Origin of the sequence: Pseudomonas sp. MAG733B, assembly GCF_036884845.1 — a bacterium.
GTDB lineage: Bacteria > Pseudomonadota > Gammaproteobacteria > Pseudomonadales > Pseudomonadaceae > Aquipseudomonas.
In genome coordinates this window covers 3,240,944-3,258,566 of record NZ_CP145732.1, presented here as the reverse complement: position 1 = coordinate 3,258,566, position 17,623 = coordinate 3,240,944, and the positions used below count along the sequence as shown (strand labels likewise).

19 protein-coding genes and 1 pseudogene are annotated in these 17,623 nt (G+C 59.0%); 12 read left to right on the top strand and 8 right to left on the bottom strand.

Annotated features, from left to right (window positions below; genetic code table 11):
* Positions 1–178: 178 nt before the first annotated feature.
* The 7 genes and pseudogenes from moaA to V6Z53_RS15125 all read left to right on the top strand — a co-directional run bounded on the left by moaA (position 179) and on the right by V6Z53_RS15125 (position 6,879).
* Positions 179–1,177 (top strand): GTP 3',8-cyclase MoaA, encoded by a 999-nt coding sequence (gene moaA, locus V6Z53_RS15155; protein WP_338586349.1) that lies wholly within the window; start codon positions 179–181, stop codon positions 1,175–1,177.
* Between the two features lie 5 nt (positions 1,178–1,182).
* The gene (locus V6Z53_RS15150; protein WP_338586347.1) at positions 1,183–2,082 is read left to right on the top strand and encodes a bestrophin family protein; all 900 of its coding nucleotides are present in this window, start codon (positions 1,183–1,185) and stop codon (positions 2,080–2,082) included.
* 166 nt (positions 2,083–2,248) lie between these two features.
* Positions 2,249–2,299 (top strand): hypothetical protein, encoded by a 51-nt coding sequence (locus tag V6Z53_RS15145; RefSeq protein ID WP_338586497.1) that lies wholly within the window; start codon positions 2,249–2,251, stop codon positions 2,297–2,299.
* A 78-nt stretch (positions 2,300–2,377) separates the two neighbouring features.
* Positions 2,378–3,724, top strand: coding sequence for a chromate efflux transporter (gene chrA, locus V6Z53_RS15140; RefSeq protein ID WP_338586345.1), 1,347 nt, complete (start codon positions 2,378–2,380; stop codon positions 3,722–3,724).
* Positions 3,725–4,045: 321 nt separating this feature from the next.
* Positions 4,046–5,410, top strand: a complete 1,365-nt coding sequence (locus V6Z53_RS15135) for a glutamine synthetase family protein (RefSeq protein WP_338586344.1) — start codon at positions 4,046–4,048, stop codon at positions 5,408–5,410.
* Positions 5,407–5,538, top strand: a pseudogene (locus V6Z53_RS15130) (DUF4381 domain-containing protein); the annotation flags it as partial. The gene V6Z53_RS15135 and the pseudogene V6Z53_RS15130, both read left to right, overlap by 4 nt.
* A 54-nt stretch (positions 5,539–5,592) precedes the next feature.
* Positions 5,593–6,879, top strand: a complete 1,287-nt coding sequence (locus tag V6Z53_RS15125) for an FAD-binding oxidoreductase (protein ID WP_338586343.1) — start codon at positions 5,593–5,595, stop codon at positions 6,877–6,879.
* A 137-nt stretch (positions 6,880–7,016) separates the two neighbouring features.
* On the opposite strand, the gene V6Z53_RS15120 is transcribed toward V6Z53_RS15125, so the two are convergent.
* Together V6Z53_RS15120 and V6Z53_RS15115 are read right to left on the bottom strand one after the other, a co-directional pair.
* A complete protein-coding gene (locus tag V6Z53_RS15120) occupies positions 7,017–7,799 on the bottom strand; it encodes a DeoR/GlpR family DNA-binding transcription regulator (protein WP_338586342.1) in 783 nt (260 codons plus the stop codon).
* Between the two features lie 104 nt (positions 7,800–7,903).
* Positions 7,904–8,047 carry a hypothetical protein gene (locus V6Z53_RS15115; RefSeq protein ID WP_338586340.1) on the bottom strand — a complete coding sequence of 48 codons (144 nt, stop codon included), beginning with the start codon at positions 8,045–8,047 and terminating at the stop codon, positions 7,904–7,906.
* 148 nt (positions 8,048–8,195) lie between these two features.
* Here V6Z53_RS15115 and speF point away from each other — a divergent pair, with 148 nt between their 5' ends.
* Positions 8,196–10,379, top strand: coding sequence for an ornithine decarboxylase SpeF (gene speF / locus V6Z53_RS15110; RefSeq protein WP_338586338.1), 2,184 nt, complete (start codon positions 8,196–8,198; stop codon positions 10,377–10,379).
* A gap of 10 nt (positions 10,380–10,389) precedes the next feature.
* On the opposite strand, the gene V6Z53_RS15105 is transcribed toward speF, so the two are convergent.
* From V6Z53_RS15105 to V6Z53_RS15095, 3 genes are all read right to left on the bottom strand, one after another.
* The gene (locus V6Z53_RS15105) at positions 10,390–11,349 is read right to left on the bottom strand and encodes an HlyD family secretion protein (RefSeq protein ID WP_338586337.1); all 960 of its coding nucleotides are present in this window, start codon (positions 11,347–11,349) and stop codon (positions 10,390–10,392) included.
* A 3-nt stretch (positions 11,350–11,352) separates the two neighbouring features.
* Complete coding sequence (locus tag V6Z53_RS15100) at positions 11,353–11,721, bottom strand: DUF3302 domain-containing protein (protein WP_338586336.1); 369 nt, start codon at positions 11,719–11,721, stop codon at positions 11,353–11,355.
* Positions 11,722–11,851: 130 nt separating this feature from the next.
* Positions 11,852–12,520: an ATPase gene (locus V6Z53_RS15095; protein ID WP_338586335.1), complete on the bottom strand. Its 669-nt coding sequence runs from the start codon at positions 12,518–12,520 to the stop codon at positions 11,852–11,854.
* Positions 12,521–12,712: 192 nt separating this feature from the next.
* Here V6Z53_RS15095 and V6Z53_RS15090 point away from each other — a divergent pair, with 192 nt between their 5' ends.
* Complete coding sequence (locus V6Z53_RS15090; RefSeq protein WP_338586334.1) at positions 12,713–13,486, top strand: hypothetical protein; 774 nt, start codon at positions 12,713–12,715, stop codon at positions 13,484–13,486.
* Here the strand turns inward: V6Z53_RS15090 and V6Z53_RS15085 are convergent.
* Positions 13,483–13,902 (bottom strand): HD domain-containing protein, encoded by a 420-nt coding sequence (locus V6Z53_RS15085; protein ID WP_338586332.1) that lies wholly within the window; start codon positions 13,900–13,902, stop codon positions 13,483–13,485. The two genes, V6Z53_RS15090 and V6Z53_RS15085, sit on opposite strands and share 4 nt — an antisense overlap.
* Before the next feature lie 195 nt (positions 13,903–14,097).
* On the opposite strand from V6Z53_RS15085, the gene V6Z53_RS15080 reads away from it, so the two are divergent.
* Both V6Z53_RS15080 and V6Z53_RS15075 read left to right on the top strand, forming a co-directional pair.
* A complete protein-coding gene (locus V6Z53_RS15080; RefSeq protein ID WP_338586330.1) occupies positions 14,098–14,334 on the top strand; it encodes a hypothetical protein in 237 nt (78 codons plus the stop codon).
* 185 nt (positions 14,335–14,519) lie between these two features.
* Positions 14,520–15,257 (top strand): hypothetical protein, encoded by a 738-nt coding sequence (locus V6Z53_RS15075; protein WP_338586329.1) that lies wholly within the window; start codon positions 14,520–14,522, stop codon positions 15,255–15,257.
* A gap of 34 nt (positions 15,258–15,291) precedes the next feature.
* Here V6Z53_RS15075 and V6Z53_RS15070 read toward each other — a convergent pair whose 3' ends face one another.
* On the bottom strand, positions 15,292–16,092 hold the full coding sequence (locus V6Z53_RS15070; protein ID WP_338586327.1) for a hypothetical protein: 801 nt from the start codon (positions 16,090–16,092) through the stop codon (positions 15,292–15,294).
* Positions 16,093–16,741: 649 nt separating this feature from the next.
* On the opposite strand from V6Z53_RS15070, the gene V6Z53_RS15065 reads away from it, so the two are divergent.
* Positions 16,742–17,035: a fructose-bisphosphate aldolase gene (locus tag V6Z53_RS15065; RefSeq protein WP_338586326.1), complete on the top strand. Its 294-nt coding sequence runs from the start codon at positions 16,742–16,744 to the stop codon at positions 17,033–17,035.
* Positions 17,036–17,086: 51 nt separating this feature from the next.
* Here the strand turns inward: V6Z53_RS15065 and V6Z53_RS15060 are convergent, their stop codons facing one another.
* On the bottom strand, positions 17,087–17,557 hold the full coding sequence (locus V6Z53_RS15060) for an anti-virulence regulator CigR family protein (RefSeq protein ID WP_338586325.1): 471 nt from the start codon (positions 17,555–17,557) through the stop codon (positions 17,087–17,089).
* Positions 17,558–17,623 lie beyond the last annotated feature (66 nt).

Below are 17,623 nucleotides of genomic sequence, written 5' to 3'. Positions count from 1 at the left end.
GAGAAAGAATATGAACGGCGAATAAATATTGTGTAAACGCTATTAATGACCTCATAGACCCGGTCGATCAGCCGGTTATTAATAGTGATTGGACGCCCCGACAAGTTGCTCTTAGCCTGCGCTCAACAAGTCCGTTAAAGACGGAATATTCATACAAAAAGCGCCAAGCGAGGGTGTCATGTCAGAACGAGTCTTGATCGATGGATTCTCCCGGCGCGTGGACTATCTGCGGATGTCGGTCACCGACCGCTGCGATTTCCGCTGCGTGTATTGCATGGCTGAAGACATGCAGTTTCTGCCGCGTCAACGGGTACTGACCCTGGAAGAGATTTACCAAGTCGCACAAAGCTTCGTCGCCCTGGGCACGCGCAAGATTCGCCTGACCGGCGGCGAACCGCTGATCCGTCCCGGCGTGGTGCAGTTGTGCGAAAAGGTCGCCTCCCTGCCCGGCCTGCGGGAACTGTGCATGACCACCAACGGCTCGCAGTTGGCCAAACTGGCGCAGCCCTTGTTCGACGCCGGGGTCAAGCGCCTCAACATCAGCCTCGACTGCCTCGACCCACAACGCTTTCGCGAGCTGACCCGCACCGGTGATCTGGCGCAGGTCATCAAGGGCATCGACGCTGCCAACCAGGCCGGTTTCCGCAATACCAAGCTCAATTGCGTAGTGATGAAGGGCCGCAACGATCACGAGATCAACGATCTGGTGAGCTTTGCCATCGACCGCAACCTCGACATTTCCTTCATCGAAGAAATGCCCTTGGGCACGATTCACGAACACAGCCGCGCCGAATCGTTTTATTCCAGCGCCGAGGTCCGTGAAAGGATCGCCGAACGCTACACTTTGATTGATTCCGCCGAGTCGACCCAGGGTCCGTCGCGCTACTGGCGCCTGGCCGAAGCGCCGCAAATTCGCCTGGGGTTCATTTCGCCCCACAGCCACAACTTCTGCGGCACCTGCAACCGGGTGCGGCTGACCGTGGAAGGTCGCCTGCTGCTGTGCCTGGGCAATGAGCATTCCGTGGATCTGAAGGCCGTATTGCGCGGCCATCCGGGGCAGCCCGAACGCCTGGAGAAAGCCATCATCGAGGCCATGAAGCTCAAGCCTTATCGACACAATTTCGAAGTGAACGACGATGTCCAGGTTGTTCGCTTCATGAACATGACCGGTGGCTGAACACCATGATCGTCAGACCCAAACCCAACCTGATCGGCGTACTGACTTCCCTCAAGGGTTCGATCGCCAAGCGTATTGCCCGGCGCAGCCTGATGGTGACGCTGCTCGCCTCGGCGATCGTGCTGATCGAGACGTTGCACCCGAGCTATTTTTCCAAGGTCAGTGCCACGCCCTTCACCCTGCTCGGTCTGTCGTTGTCGATCTTCATGAGCTTTCGCAACAACGCCTGCTATGACCGCTGGTATGAAGCGCGCAAGGCGTGGGGCGATGTGATCGTTGAGACCCGTTCGATGATTCGCGAAACGCTCATCATCCAGGACGCCAGTGTGCGGCATCAGATCCTCAGCAACCTGTGCGGATTCGCCCACGCGCTCAACGCGCGGTTGCGCAAGGAAAACGAATTGGCCGCCAGCGGCGACTGGCTGCAACCGATGCCCAAGGGCAGCACCTCGGACGTCACCGGGCAAATCCTGCTGAACGTCGGTCAACAGTGCTCGACACTCAACGAATCCGCAACCATCAGCGACTGGCGCTACACGATCATGGCCAACCATCTGGCCAACCTGACCCGCTCGCAAGCCGTTTGTGAAAGGATCAAAAATACCCCGCTGCCCTTCCCCTACACCCTGTTGCTGCACCGGACCATCTACCTGTTCTGCATCCTGCTGCCTTTCGCCATGGCCGAACCGCTGGGCTGGCTGACACCGGTTTTCACCGCCATTGTCAGCTACACCTTTTTTGGCCTGGACGCGATTGCCGATGAACTGGAAGACCCGTTCGGCCGCGACGAAAACGACCTGCCCACCGACGCCATCGTGCGCAACATCGAGCGCGACATTCTGGATGCACTGGGCGTGACAGAACTGCCGCCACAGCTTGAGCCGGTGGATTTTGTCCTGAATTAAAAACCTGTGGGAGCGGTCTTGCTCGCGATAGCGGTCTGTCAGCCAGCTTCTATGCTGGATTTGCCGACGCCATCGCGAGCAGGCTCGCTCCTACAGGGTGTTGTGACCGGCCACAGAATTCGCATTCACTGAAGATCAAAACTGTGTAAGCCAAACGGATCAACCGATCGAAGACTTCGACGAAATCGCCTTTTTTCCTCCGGTGACCGGGGGGTAAAACGCGACGCCGGCTATCCAAATCAATCGGGCATGGCTACTGTCATCGGCTCAAGGCATCTGCACAAGGAGCACAGGCTTGAGCGTCTCACCGGAACCGGAACAAACCAAGCCTGAAGCCGTCAGCCTGCGCGAAGCCTTTGCTTTCTGGCTCAAGCTCGGCTTCATCAGTTTCGGCGGGCCGGCGGGACAGATTTCGATCATGCACCAGGAGCTGGTCGAGCGCCGACGCTGGATCTCCGAGCGACGTTTCCTGCACGCGCTGAACTACTGCATGTTGCTGCCCGGCCCCGAGGCGCAACAACTGGCGACCTACATCGGCTGGCTGATGCACCGCACCTGGGGCGGCGTGATTGCCGGCGTGCTGTTTGTGCTGCCGTCGCTGTTCATCCTGATCGCGTTGTCCTGGATGTATATCGCCTTCGGTGATGTGCCGGTGGTGGCCGGTTTGTTCTACGGGATCAAGCCTGCGGTGACGGCCATCGTGGTGCAGGCCGCTCACCGGATCGGCTCGCGGGCGTTGAAGAATGGCTGGATGTGGGCGATTGCGGCGGCGTCATTCGTGGCGATCTTTGCGCTGAACGTGCCGTTTCCGTTGATCGTGCTGGGCGCGGCGGTGATCGGTTATTTCGGCGGACGACTGGCACAGGAAAAATTCAGGACCGGCGGCCATGGCGCTGCGAAAAATTCCTTCGGCCCGGCCGTGATCGACGATGACACACCGACGCCTGAACACGCCCGTTTCAGCGGATGGAAACTGGCGCGTCTGGCCGCTATCGGGGCAATTTTGTGGGCACTGCCCATGGCCATACTCACCGCGCTGTTTGGCTGGGACGGCACGCTGACGCAAATGGCCTGGTTCTTCACCAAGGCTGCGCTGCTCACGTTCGGCGGCGCCTACGCCGTGCTGCCGTATGTGTATCAGGGCGCGGTCGGTCATTACGGCTGGTTGACCCCGACGCAGATGATCGACGGCTTAGCGCTCGGTGAAACCACCCCCGGCCCATTGATCATGGTGGTGGCGTTCGTCGGGTTTATCGGTGGTTATGTGCTTCAGGTGTTCGGCCCGGATCAGGCTTTTGTCGCCGGCGCCGTTGCCGCGACACTGGTCACCTGGTTCACCTTCCTGCCTTCGTTCCTGTTCATCCTCGCCGGCGGGCCGCTGGTGGAATCGACGCACAACGAACTCAAGTTCACCGCGCCGCTAACGGCGATTACCGCAGCAGTGGTCGGGGTAATTCTCAATCTGGCGTGCTTCTTCGGCTACCACGTACTCTGGCCCAAAGGCTTCGACAACCCTCTCGACTGGCCCTCGCTGCTGATCGCGATCGCGGCGGCCGTTGCCCTGTTTCGCTTCAAGCGTGGCGTGATCGAAGTGTTGATCGGTTGTGGGCTGATCGGCCTGGGTGTGCACCTGATGCGCTGAATGAAACATTTACACGCGCTGAATTCACCCCTAGTATCCAGTCACGCCCGGATGGCAGGTCACGCCTGCCACCGACGATTTCCAATGCCGGAAACATCCGTTATGAACCGCATTGTCAACCTGCCCATGGCCTTGAGCCGTTCCAAACTCCGTCACTCCGCACGTCCGCCGGATAGCACCCTGCTCGCCTGATCGCGCCCCAAACGCGTAGAGCCCCCTCCCTCGCTAATCCTTTGCCTGCATGCCCCGGGTCTTTGTATCCGTCGTCGTGCCGAGGCCTGAATCCGTGCGTCCGCAGGACGCCAACGTGAGTGACGAACCATGAAATTCGCAGCCCTTGAAGACGCCCAGACTTTTCTGGCAAACAACCCTGATATCGACATGATCGAGCTGTTCATCCTCGATGCCAACGGCGTGCCGCGCGGCAAGCTGCTGCATCGCGAAGAACTGTTGGCGGTGTATGAAAGCGGTCGCCCGCTGCCCAGCACCATCCTCGGCCTGACCTTGCAGGGCGATGACGTCGAGAACTCCGGGCTAGTCTGGGATGTGGGCGATATCGACTGCCGCGCCTACCCGCTCGAAGGCAGTCTGGTGCGTTTGCCGTGGCGGCAGATTCCGACCGCCGCGGTGCAAGTCAGCATGCACCCGCAAGAAGGCATGCCCGCCAGCATCGCCGACCCGCGTCACCTGCTGATCAGCGTGATCGACCGCCTGAAAGCCGAGGGTTTCCACCCGGTAATGGCCTGCGAGCTGGAGTTCTATTTGCTCGACGCCAAGCGCGATCACCACGGTCGTCCGCAACCGGCGCTGGACGCTGACGGCGGCCGACCGCGACACACGCAGGTCTATGGCCTGCGTGAACTGGAGCAGATCGAACCGTTCCTCGCCGACCTGTATGCGGCGTGCAAACTCCACAACATTCCCGCACGCACGGCGATCTCCGAATACGCGCCCGGCCAGGTGGAAATCACGTTGGAACACGGCGATGCGTTGCAGGCGATGGACCAGGCTGTACGCTACAAACGCCTGGTGAAAGCCGTCGCCCACAAGCACGGCATGCAGGCGACATTCATGGCCAAACCCTTCGATCATCTGGCGGGCACCGGCATGCACATGCACGTCAGCATCGCCGATGCCGAAGGTCGCAACCTGTTTGCGTCCGAAGACCCGGCGGGCACGCCGCTGCTGCGCACGGCCATCGGTGGCATGCTCGCTTCCCTGCTCGATTCGCTGTTGTTGTTCTGCCCCAACGCCAACTCCTACCGGCGTTTCCAGGCCAACAGCTACGCGCCGTTGGCCCCGACCTGGGGTGTCGACAACCGTACCGTCAGCCTACGTGTTCCGGGCGGCCCGGCCAACAGTCGCCACATCGAACATCGCATCTGCGGTGCCGACGCCAACCCGTATCTGGCGGCGGCGGCGATCCTCGCGGGCATTCATCGCGGCATCAGCGAAAACCTCGATCCGGGCGAACCGGTGGAAGGCAACGGCTACGCACAAGCAACGCAATTGCTGCCGACTGACTGGCTGACGTCGCTGACGGCACTGGAAAACTCGGTGTGGGCGCGGGATGCGTTGGGGCAGGATTTTCTTGGGGTGTATCTGGCGGTCAAGCGTGCCGAGTATCGGCAGTTCATGGCGGAAGTGGGTGAGCAGGATTGGCGTTGGTATTTGACTGAGGCGTGAGCCAGTCCCACTCCCGTTGGCTGAACACAATCCCTGTGGGAGCGGGCTTGCTCGCGAAGGCGTCGGCACAATCAGCACTTGTAGTGACTGATACACCGCATTCGCGAGCAAGCCCGCTCCCACACGTACTGCGTTCGGCTGACTGGCACTGAGTTTCTCCCAATTTTCGCCTGGACAAAACCATGACCCAACAACGCTGCAATTCCTACTACACCGCCACCCTCAACCACGACACCGATTACCCGACACTGCAAGGCCAGCATCGGGTTGACGTGGTGATAATCGGCGGCGGTTTCACCGGCGTCGCCACCGCCGTCGAGCTGGCGGAAAAAGGCCTGAAAGTCGCCATCGTCGAAAGCAATAAAATCGGCTGGGGCGCCACCGGGCGCAACGGTGGCCAGGTCACCGGTAGTCTCTCTGGCGATGAAGCGATGCGCAAACAGATGCGCCGCACCATTGGCGAGGAAGTCGACGATTTCATCTGGCACCTGCGCTGGCGCGGGCACCAGATCATCAAGCAGCGGGTCGAGAAATACGGCATTGCCTGCGACCTCAAGCACGGTCACCTGCATGCTGCGTACAAGCCGAGCCACATGGAGGGCTTGCGCAAGGATTACGACGAAGCCGTGCGGCGCGGCATGGGCGATGAGGTCAGCCTGCTCGACCGCAGCCAGGTGCGCGACCTGCTGCAAAGCGACCTCTATCACGGTGCGATCAAGAACACCCGCAACATACACCTGCACCCGCTCAACCTGTGCATCGGCGAAGCGCGGGCGGCGGAAAGTCTCGGTGCGTTGATCTTCGAAAACAGCGAAGTGCTGGAGATCATCCATGGCGACACGCCTGGGGTGCGCACCGCCCATGGCCGCATCGACGCCAATCAGGTGCTGCTGGCCGGCGACGTCTATCACAAACTGGAACCGGGCAAGCTCAAGGGCAAGATCTTCCCGGCCATGGGCGGCATCGTTACCACCGCGCCGCTGGGTGAACTGGCGAAGCAAATCAACCCCGAAGACCTCGCCGTGTACGACTGCCGTTTCGTGCTCGATTACTACCGCCTGACGGCCGATGGACGCCTGCTGTTCGGTGGCGGCGCCAACTACAGTGGCAAGGATTCACGCGACATCGCTGCTGAACTGCGTCCGTGCATCGAGCAGACGTTCCCGGCGCTCAAAGGCGTGGCCATTGATTATCAGTGGAGCTGCGCGATGGGCATCGTGATCAACCGCATTCCGCAACTGGGCAAGCTTTCGGACAACGTCTGGTATTGCCAGGGCTACTCCGGCCACGGCATCGCGACTACCCACATCATGGGCGAAATCATGGGTCGTGCGATCACTGGGCAGCTTGAGCAGTACGACACCTTTGCGGCGTGCCAGCACATCCGTGTACCGATGGGTGATCTGCTCGGCAACCCGATGCTGGCGGCGGGGATGTGGTATTACCAGATGCTGGAGCGGTTGCGCTGATAGATTGATGTTGTTTGTGATGGCCCCATCGCCAGCAGGCTGGCTCCCACAGGTTTGGCGTTCACTGAAAATCAATTGTGGGAGCCAGCCTGCTGGCGATGAGGCCGGTGCAGTCAACAAACCTGCCGGCAAAACAATCAATCAGCCTGCACCACCTCAATCCCCAGTGCCCGGTAATCCTCAACACTCCCAGACGCCACATGCCGTTCGGTAAACAACGTGTGCAACCGCGAACACGGCGCCACCACAAACGGCTCCACCGCACCGAGCTTGTCCGCCGTAGTCACCGCAATCACATGAGACGCCCCATCGAGCATCGCCTGCTTCACCGGCACTTCATCAAAATGCAGCGAGCTGATGCCGACTTCCGGGTGAATCGCACACACTCCGGTGAACAACAAATCAGCCTTGATGCCTCCCAGCAAGCGGAGGGTTTCATGCCCGCTGGCCGACATCGTCGCCGGGTTGAGCTGACCGCCCGCCAGAATCACCTTGATGCCCTTGTACTCGGACAAGGTGATCGCTGTCATCGGCGACGCAGTGACCGCCGTTATGCAGATATCCGCCGGCAACGAACGCGCGATCTGCAACGTGGTGGTGCCGGAGTCGAACATCACGATCTGCCTGTTCTCGACCCGACTGGCCGCCATCTGCGCCAATTCGGTTTTCACCTCGTCGGTTTCGCTGATGCGGGTGAAGTAATCCTTGCCGGTGTCCTTGGGTCGCGGCAGCGCTCCGCCGTGCACCCGCTGCACCAGGCCGGCCGTGGCCAGCTCCGACAGATCGCGGCGAATGGTGTCTTCGGACACGGCGAAATGCTGGCTTAACTCCGAGGCCATGACCTTGCCGTCCCGCTCGAGGATCAGCAGGATTTTTTGTCGGCGTAGATGAGGGAGTTCGGCTGCGGAATGATCGTGCATGGTTATGCCTGTTTCTGCGTGTTTGTGCGAGATTAGCCAAACCGCAGAACAAACACAAACCGCCGAGTCAGGCAAAAGCGCCAGGTATCAATTGTTTCGATCTTTCAAATCACGAAGCCGAATTTTTTATTTTCCCCCCGCCTGTTCAGAATGGCGCCGTCACTCATGTTCTGGATGGAAACTTCATGAATATCAATTTTGCTTTTGCGTGCATGATCGTCGTCTCTTTTACCATCGCGCTGGTCCATGCTTGACCTGCGCCAATAAAAACTTGCGGTACATGATCTATAACTAATGCTGGCATGTTTTGGGCCAAGGCGCTGGAAGGCGCCTCCAAGGCAGTTGATCTCTTGAACAGCGGTGGACCCATGGATGTCTGCCTGGAGATTCACCCGCATGAACGCATTGAAAATAGCCGCGAGCGACACCGTACACGACAGTTTCCAGACCACCCGCGAAGTCATCCCGATCACCCGGACCGACTACACCGACGTCGCCGTTGCCGTGTTCTCAGTCGAGGATGTGATGGCCGGCGCCCTGGAAGCCTTGCAACGCACCGGCTTCGACATCCCGATTTTCCTGGTCACCGCCCCTGGCACCGGCACTCGCGCCCGCGATGTGTACAAGCATCTGGAAGATGTGCTGCTGCAGGTCAACGGCATTTTCGACCCGTCCAGCAACAACGCCCAATACCATGGTCATCAGCTGGAAACCGCAGCCAAGGCCTATGAAGAAAGCCTGCTGCCGCCCTTCTTCGACTCGCTCAAGCACTACACCGAATCGGCCAACGCCACCTTCGCCTGCCCCGGTCACCAGGGCGGGCAGTTCTTCCGCAAGCATCCGGCGGGCCGGCAGTTTTTCGACTTCTTCGGCGAGACGCTGTTTCGCGCCGACATGTGCAACGCCGACGTCAAACTCGGCGACCTGCTGATCCACGAAGGCCCGGCGCTTTTGGCGCAAAAACACGCGGCCAAGGTGTTCAACGCCGACAAGACCTACTTCGTGCTCAACGGCACCTCGGCCTCGAACAAAGTCGTCACCAACGCCCTGCTCACCCCCGGCGACCTGGTGCTGTTCGACCGCAACAACCATAAATCCAACCATCAGGGCGCGTTGATCCAGGCTGGCGCCACGCCGGTGTACCTGGAGACCGCACGCAACCCTTACGGCTTTATCGGCGGGATCGACGCTCATTGCTTCGAAGAAAAATACCTGCGCGAACTGATCAGCGAAGTCGCGCCGGACAAGGCCGAGCTGCCCCGGCCTTTCCGTCTGGCGATCATTCAACTGGGTACTTACGACGGCACCGTGTACAACGCCCGGCAAGTAGTCGATCGCATCGGCAAGCTGTGCGACTACATCCTGTTCGACTCGGCGTGGGTCGGTTACGAGCAGTTCATCCCGATGATGAAAGACTGCTCGCCGCTGTTGCTGGACCTCAACGAAAACGACCCCGGCATCTTTGTCACCCAATCAGTGCACAAACAGCAGGCAGGGTTTTCCCAGGCCTCGCAGGTCCACAAAAAGGATCGGCACATCAAGGGCCAGGCCCGTTACTGCAACCATCACCGGCTGAATAACGCGTTCATGGCCCAAGCCTCGACCAGCCCGTTTTATCCGCTCTTCGCCTCACTGGACGTCAACGCGCGGATACACTCCGGGCGCAGCGGCCTGCGCCTGTGGGAAGACTGCGTGAAATTCGGCATCGATGCGCGCAAGTTGATCCTCGAAGCCTGCACCATGATTCGTCCGTTCGTGCCGGACACCATCGACGGACGCCAGTGGGAGGACTACCCCACCGAAGAAATTGCCGCCGACGTGCGCTTCTTCGAATTCCACCCCAAGGATCGCTGGCACGCCTTCAGTGGTTACGCCGACAAGCAATACTTCATCGACCCGTGCAAATTGCTGTTCACCACGCCGGGCATCGACCCGGTGGACGGCAGTTACACCGACTTCGGCATTCACGCGGGCATCCTCGCCAACTTCCTGCGCGAGAACGGCATCGTGCCGGAGAAATGCGACCTCAATTCGATCCTGTTCCTGCTCACCCCGGCCGAAGACTGGGCGAAGATGACCCACCTCGCCTCACAGATCGCCCGCTTCGAACGCTTCATCAGCGATGACGCGCCGATGAGCCGGGTGTTGCCGGCGATCTACGCGCAGCATCAGGAACGCTATCGCAACTACACCATTCGCCAGCTCTGTCAGGAGATGCACGACCTCTACCGCAATCACAACGTCCAGCAGTTGCAGAAGGCGATGTTCCGCAAAGAGCACTTCCCGAAAAAAGCCATGAACCCGCAGCAAGCGCAATTCGAGTACATCCGCGGCAACGTCGAACTGGTGGCGCTGGCCGACGCCGACGGACGCATCGCCGCCGAAGGCGCGCTGCCGTATCCGCCCGGCGTCCTCTGCGTGGTGCCGGGTGAAATCTGGGGTGGCGCGGTGCTGAAGTACTTCCTCGCGCTGGAAGAAGGTATCAACGCCCTGCCCGGGTTTACTCCGGAATTGCAGGGCGTGTACCTGAAAGAAGACGCCGGACGCATTCGCGCTTACGGCTATGCGATCAAGGCGTGATAACCGTGCCTCAATGGAACGGGAAGATGTAGTTCATCCAGGCGGCCATGCGCAGCAGAATCTTGCGCATGGCTGCGATGTGATGAAAGTGATGGCTGTACAGCGCGGCCTGACCGTAAGCGCCGCCCGGCATCTTGTCTTTGTACGGAGCGAACGCCGGGTCGGTGATTTCGATGATGACCGGCACGCGACCGGCCGGCGGCGAGCCGGTGAAGCTGATCAGCGTACCGGAAGGCTGGACCTGCCCTTCTCCAATCACGCCGTAGACACTCTTGACCTTGCCTTGGAAAACCTTGCCCGGAATACCGTCGAAAGCCACCTCGGCTTCATCGCCCTCGGACAAGCGCAACAGGCTGTTCTGCCGCATCCACGCCGCGAAGTATTTGCCCTCATCGGGAATGAACACCATGGACGGGCGCAACGGTAACTTGGTTGCCATCATGCCCGGGCGCAAGGAAACGTGAGTCACGAAGCCTTTGCTCGGCGCACGGATGGTCGTGTTGTCGAGTTCGTACTGGGCGTTGGCCAACTGCGCCTGCAAATCGTCGCTTCGCGCAACGGCGATATCCAGTTCACGCTGGGTGCCGAAATTACGTTTCATCAGCTCGGTGATTCGAAAAAGATCGCCTTTGGCCGACACCAGCTGCGCCTTGAGCGACTTGATCCGGTTCTCGAACGGCGTGGGGTCGATCCGGAAGAGCACATCACCCTTCTCCAGTAGCTGGTTGGACTTGACCGGCACGTCGATCACTTGACCGCTGACGATGGGGATAATCGGAACCGAGACGAAATATGAGCGCGCAACCTCCGAGTATGGGTGGTTGTAGTTCATGGTGAAGATCAGCGAGCCGATCAACACAATCCCGCCGAGCACCGCCGTGGGCACCGTCCATTTATTCAGCGGTATCCGGAAGATCTTGAACAGGGCAATGCAGAAGGCGGCATAGGTCAGAACGAGCAGGAGATCCATGGCTCAATGACCTTTGCCCGGTTCGGTGGGCACAGGCGCATCGGGAATCCCGTTGGCCCCTTCAATGCGTGCGATACGCAGCTGAAGTTCGCGCACCTGCTCTTCAAGATGAACGATATGGCTGGTCGCCGACTTGCCATCGCCAAAGCCCCAGCCCCGATCCTCGCGATAGGACATCGCCCAGATCCACAAAAATGGCCACAGCGCATGCAGCGTGAACAGGCTCACCCAACCGGTGGCGTGGATCGCGTCCTGGTGTGGGTGATTGCGGTGCACGGCAATTTCATAGGGAATGTCGTGCAACACGATGATGCCGTAGAACAAGACCAATCCGACAAAGATCAACAGACCCAACGCGATGTAATCGAGCATGATTTCTTCCTTGCGCAGCCTCGTGTGCTCAGAAGAGTGAGTGTAGTTCACGTTTGAATCGGCCAACCCAGGCCGTTTTTAAGGCGAAAAAAAGCCACCCGCCTGCAAGGTCGGGTGGCTTTTTTACAGATCAGTTACTGGCGACGTGACCCGCAGTGCCGGACGTCACCAGCGCCTTCAACGAGGCATCGAATTGCTTCAGCGCATTCACCTGGAGATCGGTCTGCTTATCGATCTGCGCGGCAATCTGTGGCGCGGCTTTGCCGTGCACCCACACCGATGGCATTTGCTGGGCACGGGAGCCTTCGGCTTGGCCGATGTATTGCAGGTTCGCATCGTAGAACTTGGCCACGAACCGCGCTTCGACCTGGCTGTTGCGCTTGGAGACCAGACGGCTGTAGGTGTCGAGCATCACCACCACATCCGGATGCGCCTGCACCGCCGCATCGAGGTTGTCGTAGACCGTTACCGAAGCAAACTCTTTCTGCAACGAACCCATTAACCAGTTGATGGCCCGTTGCGGATCGGAGCTGTCGACGAACGCCTTGCTGATCCGCGAGTCCAGCTCGGGATTCTTCGCCCCGTTCACCGCCACGGCGTGATAGCGCTCGAGGTATTCCTGGGTATTGAGGGTGTTTTCGCTGTACAGCACCGCCACGGTTTTCGCCTGCTGCAAACTGGCAGCGCTGTCGGCAATCGGCAGGAAACGGCAGGACGGATCGGCGGCAACGGCCGGAACAGCAACAGCGACGCTGCCGCTGAACACGGCAACAAAAGCCAGCAAGGTCGAGATTCTCATCGCGCTGATTCCTTCAAAGGCGAGATCGGTATAACGCTATCCTCCTCTGATGACAGAAAAACAGAACTTGCATTCTTTAATGATGGGTATCGAGCAAATGAATGATAGCTATGAAGCGATCGTGGCCATCGTTCCTGGATAAATCCGCTACTTTTAATGCCAGTAGCGAAGCATCCACTGGGAGAGCGCAATTTGAGCCTGTTCGAAAACTACCAACACCTGATGGCCGACGCGGCGTTCAACCTGGCCGGCAAGCCGCTGCATGAAGACCTGCTTCTATCCTGCGAAGGCAGTCTGCAAACCTTCTATGCGCCTTTCGACCATATCAATGCGCAGGCACGTATTGTCATCTGCGGCATTACCCCCGGCTTGCAGCAAGCCATGAATGCACTCAATGAAGCCCGTCGTCAGTTGATCAAAGGCGCTTCGGTGGCCGAAGCCAAGCAGGCCGCCAAGGAAACCGCGAGCTTCTCGGGACCGATGCGACCGAACCTGATTGCCATGCTTGATCACATCGGTGTGCAGGGTTATCTGGGCATCGATAGCTGCGAGCAACTGTTCAACTCACACCGGCACTGGGCGCATTACACCTCGGCGTTGCGTTATCCGGTGTTCCTCAATGGCGAAAATTACAGCGGCAACCCCGGATTGTTGAGTCGCGACAGCCTGCGGCATCAGATCGAAAATCACCTGAGCGAAGAGATTCGCCAGCTGCCGCCGCATTGCGTGTACGTACCGCTTGGCCCGAAAGTCGGTGAAGTGTTCGATTACTTGTTGGGCCGTGGTCTATTGCGTCCAGAGCAGGTATTGAACGGTTTGCCACACCCCTCCGGCGCCAATGCCGAGCGCATCAGCTACTTCCTGGGGCGCAAGGAGAAGGCCGCATTGTCCGTCAAGACCAACGCCGCCTCACTGGATGCAGCTCGGGAACAGTTGACGCAGAAGGTCCGGCAGCTGCGCAGCTAGCGCAACGCCCCAATCGCCCGCCGATACTTTTCAATCCGCTCAAGATCGTCCCAACTCGGCTGGGCGATGCGCGACAGGTCGCTGTTTTCTTCCAGATCCGCCAGCTTCACCACGCGGCCAATCGGGTTCTGCGCCGCGCGGGCGATGAAATCTTCATAGGCTTCACCCGGCACCTTGGTCACCGATTTGATGGCGGCCAATACCGTTTCACTGAAGCCTTCGGCACGTAACTCATCAAGGCTGATGTCACAGTCCTCGACCACATCGTGCAGCACCGCGACGATCCGTTCCTCCAGCGTGCTGACTTTAAGCATCACCCTCAGCGCATGCAGGATGTACGGCGCCCCGCCCTTATCCACTTGCCCCTCATGAGCGCCGGCTGCGATGGCGATGGCGCGTTCCAGTGTTTGAGTCATCTCGTTCTCCCTGAGTTGATACGTCTCGGATACATCACCCTGTTCCACTGTTTCCCGGTTGTTACCTTAGCGCCGCAGTTGTCACTTCTGCACCGCAGGGCGGGCCAATAGAGTATGGCCTTCGGTGAGTATTCGGGGTTAGCAGCCTGTCGGCCCTGCCCCGCACCGATCCCCCATCACGGAAGAGGTGAAATCATGAGTTTCGTAAAAGTCGAAAAAAACCAGAGCAGCGCCCCGTCGGAAGCCGACATGAAAAAAGCCATGACCGAGGCTGGCGGCACCCCCGGTGAGTGCTCCGGTACCAACGCTGCCCGGACCCTGACCTACACCGGCGTGGTCAACCACACGGTGTATGAGAACAAGCTGATCGAGGTGGCCAAGGGCAAACGCACCAGCTGGAACTTCGTCTGGGCCGACGCGCAGGCCGCCTGAAGATACGGTGGGGCGGCCGGACGGTCGCCCCGCTGTTTTTGATACAACCCCGTTACCCGCCTGTAACGCCAAGACACTTAGCCGCCCAGCCCCACGAACCTAGAGTGAAGCCCTCAATGGACTGACCGGGATCACTGCCCGCCGCCCATTGATTGCCCAACACACCACCAAGGAAGAGGGAAACCATGAGCAAATCAATTGCTGTCAGCCAACAAAGCCAGCAGCTTCACAATGATGTGCAAGAAGCCGTCAAATCGATCATGGGTGCAACGCAACTGAAGACTGAGGACTACGGCAGGGTATTGAGGTCGGCCCTGGCGGCTTCACAAAAAGTCGTCACCATCGAAATCGCCCCCGGCGACCTGACTCTGCTCAAGAAGTCCGGCTACAAGCTGTGCTTTGCCAAAAAAGTGGGTGACGAAGACTACAACGTGGTCTGGCAGTCCTATGACGCTTACCTGAGCAACAACGAATTCAGCTGGACGCCGCAATACCAACTGTTCGCCTCCAACGTGTTCAAGGAAAACGTGCAAGTCAAAGTCTCGACCAACATCGTCAATATTGGTTTGGGGCAAACCTCGACACTCGATGTAAACGGTCTGCTGAGCCCTGCGGTAACAGGTGGTCCGGCTGTTTCCATGACCTTTGTGAACAGTTATGCACCCATCCATCCGGGTATCAACCAGTTGTCCACCGGCATCGACGGCAACCAGGTCAGCACGCCGATCTACGTGGCCGTTAACCAGGTGGTCACCGGCAACACTGTATTGACCCCCGTCGAAACCATCCTCGTGTGGTTCGAACAAAACGTGCAGACGAGTACCATGTTCAGTACTTCACGCTCCAAGGCGATCGAAATCGACCTGACGTTCGATAACACCGCCGGTCGCCTTTACGAAGGCGGTGAATGGAAAACCGTTTAACCGTCGTACCGGGGCAACCTCGCGGTTGCCCCTTTTATTCGTCCATGGCGCCGTTGGCAAAATACCCCGTCAGCGACAGACAGATCGACTCCGCCAAATCCTCCTGGGTGGCGATGCCATAAGGCTGGTTGCGATCAAACTGCGCCGACCAGCGAATCCGCCCCTGCGCCACATCCACCAGTCGCAACGACGCCCGCACCCGCGCCGGTTCGACCCGCACGCTGCCCTCCAGGCAATAACAATAGCGCCCGCCGCGCCCGATTTCCGGGGCTTTGACACTGCTGCGCGGCACCTTCATCAACACATGATTGGCCCCGGTCTGCGCCTGTTCAAATGACTCGAACAAGCGACAGCTCAACTCTTCGCACAACCCCCGGGCAAAGTCATCGCCGTCACGGGTGATGCAGGTGAACGGCTGGATCTGCAACACCGGATGGCGCGCGCCGATGCTTTTATGTCGCTGGCGCTGATAAACCAGTCGATAACTACCCGGCGGAATGCACAGCCGCACCGGATCCTGTTGGCCATTGCTGGCGTAATGCGCGGCAAGCTTGCGGCGCAACCGGCCCACCTGCACCCGCACCACCGGATCATCGCCCGTGCAATACACCGCCGGGTCGCGACGAAACACCGCGATGCCAATGGCGTGCTCGGTAAGGGGTGTGTTCGAGGATTGCAGGTCGTGCTCGACCAGAAAGCGCAACAAACTGCCCATGCGCCGCGACTTGGCAAACAACGGACTGGCCAGCAACGACACCAGCACCCGCTCCATTTCTTCTCGATCAAGCGGCTCGGGAACCCCGTCCGCACTTGATTCCATGCGTTTGATCACCATCGCCTGCCTCCGTGCAGGTTGTCGACAGGAATAGAAGTCGTACTCCGTGGGTACACGCGCAACGTGAGCCAAAACGGCCTCGGGCGTTGCAACGACGAAGCTTAGCAGCCGTACTGAAATGGGCTGGCGAATGCGGTGATAGCAACGTGACATCCGACGAACGTTAGATTTTAGGTCTGTAAAAGCTGTAGGAAACTTCCTTTTGTGGCGAGGGAGCTTGCTCCCGCTGGGATGCGAAGCGGCCCTAGTCCCTACTAGCTCATTTCCTAAGACTTGTCGGAGTGCCCGGTTTTACGACGGCTACGCCGCCGAGCGGGAGCAAGCTCCCTCGCCACAATACCCTGGTGCGGTCCTACAGCCCGGTGGTGACCCGGTTGAAGGCATCAAAATCGCCGCTTATTGTGAGCCTCGTCGCTGACCGCAGTTAGCGATTGGGTTTCGCAGCCCAAGAGCAAACAACCTGACACCGTCAAATAACAATTCTGGCAGAATTCGCCAGCGTTACGTTTTATGGCGGTTGTGCGTGGGAGACCTTCGGGTCTGCCGGGTTTGGGTGTGGCTCCGGTCTGCGAACCCACGTGCAGCTGCCACCCAATTGATTCGCAGCGAAAAGGTGGCTCTTCCATATCTTTTAGAGAGAACTATCTAAATGACAATGAACACTCCACCCCGCCGCTTCATCCCCTTGAAACAATTCGCCACCGACTTCCCCGTCCTCCTGATCGACAACCAGGCCCCCATCCGCGAACTCCACAACTGCGTCAGCGAACGCCTCAACGCCGTCCTCCAATACCTCAACCTCATGGCCTGCACCAGCCTCCCCGACTACGCCGAAAACGACATCAACACCGTCACCAACATTTCGCGGATTCTGCTTCAGGATGTGCGCGATGTGTTTGCGGTGATTGAGCAACGGGGGTTTGAGGTGCCGAAGGGCCAGTGACCAAACTCAAGACGAAAAAAACCCGCATCACTGCGGGTTTTCGCGCAAACGTTAATCAAACACCCCATTTAGCACCTCATAGATAAGCCCGGTGGCCAACGCAACCAGGATCAAATCCGTGCCGACTTGCTGCCACTCATACCCGTCGTAATGCGGCAGTCTACCAATCAACCGGCCATCGAGTTTCTTCGCAATGCCGGGCGGAAGCGGCTTGCCGCGAGCAAGGTTTTTTTGGATACCCGGTGGCAATGAAGGTCCGGGGCTCCAGTAATCGCGGTAGCCATCAACAATACCGATGACGCTTGAGCGATTGATGCTCGGGCCATTGTCCCAATCGCTGCCGCCGGATTTTTTACCTTTGTTGCCTTGCCCGCCCTGGTTGCCATGGTCCTGGGCATTTTGCGAATTGCCCTTGCCGTTGCCCTGCCCCTTACCGTTACCGGGGTCGGCCAGAGCAGTCACCGAACCGTAAACCAACGCCACGCTTGTAACCGCCGCAATCAACGATCGAGACCTGATCATGAGTCGTTCCTTCGCGCCGGGAGTATTCCCTGAAATTTAGACGCTGTTGAGGAAGTTGGTTCCATT

Bases quoted from the DNA above. Each gene is read 5' to 3' on its own strand.
- moaA (WP_338586349.1), top strand. From the start codon at position 179: ATGTCAGAACGAGTCTTGATCGATGGATTCTCCCGGCGCGTGGACTAT.
- V6Z53_RS15150 (WP_338586347.1), top strand. From the start codon at position 1,183: ATGATCGTCAGACCCAAACCCAACCTGATCGGCGTACTGACTTCCCTC.
- V6Z53_RS15135 (WP_338586344.1), top strand. From the start codon at position 4,046: ATGAAATTCGCAGCCCTTGAAGACGCCCAGACTTTTCTGGCAAACAAC.
- V6Z53_RS15125 (WP_338586343.1), top strand. From the start codon at position 5,593: ATGACCCAACAACGCTGCAATTCCTACTACACCGCCACCCTCAACCAC.
- V6Z53_RS15120 (WP_338586342.1), bottom strand. From the start codon at position 7,799: ATGCACGATCATTCCGCAGCCGAACTCCCTCATCTACGCCGACAAAAA.
- V6Z53_RS15115 (WP_338586340.1), bottom strand. From the start codon at position 8,047: ATGGACCAGCGCGATGGTAAAAGAGACGACGATCATGCACGCAAAAGC.
- speF (WP_338586338.1), top strand. From the start codon at position 8,196: ATGAACGCATTGAAAATAGCCGCGAGCGACACCGTACACGACAGTTTC.
- V6Z53_RS15105 (WP_338586337.1), bottom strand. From the start codon at position 11,349: ATGGATCTCCTGCTCGTTCTGACCTATGCCGCCTTCTGCATTGCCCTG.
- V6Z53_RS15100 (WP_338586336.1), bottom strand. From the start codon at position 11,721: ATGCTCGATTACATCGCGTTGGGTCTGTTGATCTTTGTCGGATTGGTC.
- V6Z53_RS15095 (WP_338586335.1), bottom strand. From the start codon at position 12,520: ATGAGAATCTCGACCTTGCTGGCTTTTGTTGCCGTGTTCAGCGGCAGC.
- V6Z53_RS15085 (WP_338586332.1), bottom strand. From the start codon at position 13,902: ATGACTCAAACACTGGAACGCGCCATCGCCATCGCAGCCGGCGCTCAT.
- V6Z53_RS15080 (WP_338586330.1), top strand. From the start codon at position 14,098: ATGAGTTTCGTAAAAGTCGAAAAAAACCAGAGCAGCGCCCCGTCGGAA.
- V6Z53_RS15075 (WP_338586329.1), top strand. From the start codon at position 14,520: ATGAGCAAATCAATTGCTGTCAGCCAACAAAGCCAGCAGCTTCACAAT.
- V6Z53_RS15070 (WP_338586327.1), bottom strand. From the start codon at position 16,092: ATGGTGATCAAACGCATGGAATCAAGTGCGGACGGGGTTCCCGAGCCG.
- V6Z53_RS15065 (WP_338586326.1), top strand. From the start codon at position 16,742: ATGACAATGAACACTCCACCCCGCCGCTTCATCCCCTTGAAACAATTC.
- V6Z53_RS15060 (WP_338586325.1), bottom strand. From the start codon at position 17,557: ATGATCAGGTCTCGATCGTTGATTGCGGCGGTTACAAGCGTGGCGTTG.